This is a genomic window from Streptomyces sp. ATLC9 (genome assembly GCF_057196705.1).
The window spans coordinates 1-2,494 of the sequence record NZ_JBXUOY010000447.1; the positions used below are offsets into that span (position 1 = coordinate 1).

The following is a 2,494-nucleotide window of genomic DNA, read 5'->3' on the forward strand; positions in this document are numbered from 1 at the left end:
CCTCGGCCCCGGTGGAGCAGCCGACGACCACCGAGGCCACCGCCTGGTGGCCGAACGGGAAGCGCAGCCCCAGCCGCCCCCACAGCAGGCTCGCGCCGAACGACACCGCGACCGTGGCGGCCAGCAGCACCACGAACAGCGGCCCGGCCACCGTCCCCGGCACATCCGCGGAGACCAGCGGCTCCACGATCGCCGAGATCACCATCACGTGCACCATGTACGCGCCCAGCGCCGCCCCCGCCAGCTTCGACAGCGACGGCACCCACCGGTCCGGCACCCGCACCCGGGTGACCATGAGCAGTACACAGCCGGTCATCACGGCGACCAGCAGATGCGCGTTGGGGATCACGTAGTGGACCCGCGTGTGGTACCAGAGCACCCCGGCCGCCGTCAGCGCCATCGGTACCGCCCACACCCACCGGCGGCCCGCCAGACGGCCCAGGGCCCCGGCCGGCAGGGCGAACAGCATCGCGCCGCCCAGCGCGTACGCCACCTGGTAGACGCCGAAGCCCCAGCCGAAGCGCGGCAGGTCCCAGCCGGTCCACCGCTCCAGGTCGCCCATCAGGGAGGGCGCCGACGCGAGCACCAGCAGCGCCGCGCCCAGTCCCCACGGCCGCTTCCCGGCCCGCACGAGCACCACGAAGGCCAGGGCGGCGATCAGCGGGATGTAGGCGTACATGAACCACAGGTGGTACGCGGGGCGGACCGATCCGAACAGGGCCTCCACCGCCAGCCGCGACACCGGCCCGTCGTTGGTGCCCCACGCCCGGCCCCACAGCAGGTAGAGGGCCGTCCAGACGAACAGCGGCACCGAGTTGCGCACGATCCGCTGCCACATGCGGCGGCTGTCGCGCGGCGGCGCGCCGGCCAGTACCGCCCACCCGGCGATGGCGAAGTACATCGGCACCGCGAACGGGTTGAGGGCTTCCACGATGTGCCCGGTCCAGTAGGCGCCGGGCCCGCCCGACTCCTGGCGGTCGACCGCGGCGATGAACACCCCGCCGACGTGGCCCAGCATCACCGTGACCGAGCAGATCAGCCGCATCAGGTCGATGTCGTGCCGGTACTCGCGGGGAGCGGGCCGGGGAGCGGGCTCCGGCGCGGGGGAGGAGGAGTGGGCGGCGGGCGCGGAGACCCCGGGGAGGGGCGCGTTCCGCGCCGGGTCGCTCTGCCCGGAGCCCGCGCCGGCGTCGGGCCCGCGCTCCGGGGTCTGCACGGCTGTTTCGTTGGACACGGAGGCCACTCTCGGGCACCCGGGTGTACGGAACGGGAACGATCGGCGAACACTGCCCCGGACCGCCCCGCCCCGCTCCCCGCTCGTTCCGCCGCCGGAGCGGGCGGCGCGTCCCCCCGGCCGCGGGCCCGTTCGCCGAAACAGTGCCGAAACGGTGGTGTGAGACACGCCGACTGCCTAGCATCGATCATCGCCGGGACGGCATTGCACAGGTGTTCCCCAGCACCGTCCACACCACCCGTTCCACAGCCGCACTCAGGAGGCTCAATGATCCGCCGCAGGACCTCGCTCTCCCTCTCAGCCGCGGCGGCGGTGCTCGTCGCGGCGCCGCTGCTGACCGCCTGCGGCAGCGAAGCCCACCCGGGCGCGGCGGCCGTCGTCGGCGGCGAGCGGATCACCATGGAACAGGTGCACTCGCAGGTGCGGTCCGTACGGGCCGCGCAGGGCGAGTCGGACGGCGGCGCCGAGCTCGTCAGGAACACCGAGCAGCTCACCCGCGGCACGGTCGGCTCCCTGGTCTTCGAGCGGGTGCTGGAGCGGGCCGCCGAGGACGCCGGGGTGACGGTGAACCGCGCCGAGGTCCAGCGGGCGCGCGAGGAGGCCGAGCGCAACGTGGGCGGCCCCGAGCAGCTGGAGGCGATGATGCTCCAGCAGCGGGCCGTGGCGCCCGACGAGATCGACCAGGCGGTGCGCTCCCAGCTGCTGGTGCAGGAACTGGCCGGGAAGCTGGGCGCGAACCTCCAGACGCCCCAGGGCCAGCAGAAGGTCACACGGGCGCTGGTGGAGGCGTCCGAGAAGCTGGACGTGACCGTCAACCCGCGCTTCGGCGCCTGGGACGACGAACAGATCACCCTGACCGACACCAAGGAGCCGTGGATCAGGAACGTCTCCAACCCCGAGCCGCGGCAGCCCGCCTGACGCCTCCGTCCCGGCCCCGCCCGGCCCGCCGGTCCCCGCCGATGGTTCCACCACTGTTCACCCGGAAGTCGGCACGGTGTCACACGCGCCGCGCGGCGGTCGGGCACTGTTCGGCGTCCCGCCGCCGAACAGTGGAGAGACATGAGGACGAAGAGGCCCGGGGCCGCGTCACGGGCGTGGCCGGGGATTCCGCGCCTGCGGCCGGGTGCCGCGCGGGACGCCGAGGCGCGCACCGCGCTCACCGAATGCGTCCGGGCCTGCGCGGAACGGCTCGCCGACCTCACCGGGGCGGGCGGCGGGGCCGGGGGGCGGCCCGGCCCGGGGCCGCCCCCCCGGAGCCCC

At 74.7% G+C, this 2,494-nt stretch carries 3 protein-coding genes; 2 read left to right on the forward strand and 1 reads right to left on the reverse strand.

Features of this window, described 5'->3' with window-relative positions:
- Nucleotides 1-1,234: acyltransferase (locus tag AC2CJA_RS26070; protein WP_484605125.1), on the reverse strand; the 1,234-nt coding region annotated here is incomplete at its 3' end.
- Between the two features lie 267 nt (nt 1,235-1,501).
- Between AC2CJA_RS26070 and AC2CJA_RS26075 the strand changes: the two genes are divergently transcribed.
- Entirely contained in the window at nt 1,502-2,152 is a 651-nt protein-coding gene (locus AC2CJA_RS26075) for a SurA N-terminal domain-containing protein (RefSeq protein ID WP_484605126.1), read from the forward strand.
- A 141-nt stretch (nt 2,153-2,293) separates the two neighbouring features.
- A partial coding sequence (locus AC2CJA_RS26080; protein WP_484605127.1) for a hypothetical protein occupies nt 2,294-2,494 on the forward strand: 201 nt, incomplete at its 3' end.

Bases quoted from the DNA above. Each gene is read 5' to 3' on its own strand.
- AC2CJA_RS26075 (WP_484605126.1), top strand. From the start codon at position 1,502: ATGATCCGCCGCAGGACCTCGCTCTCCCTCTCAGCCGCGGCGGCGGTG.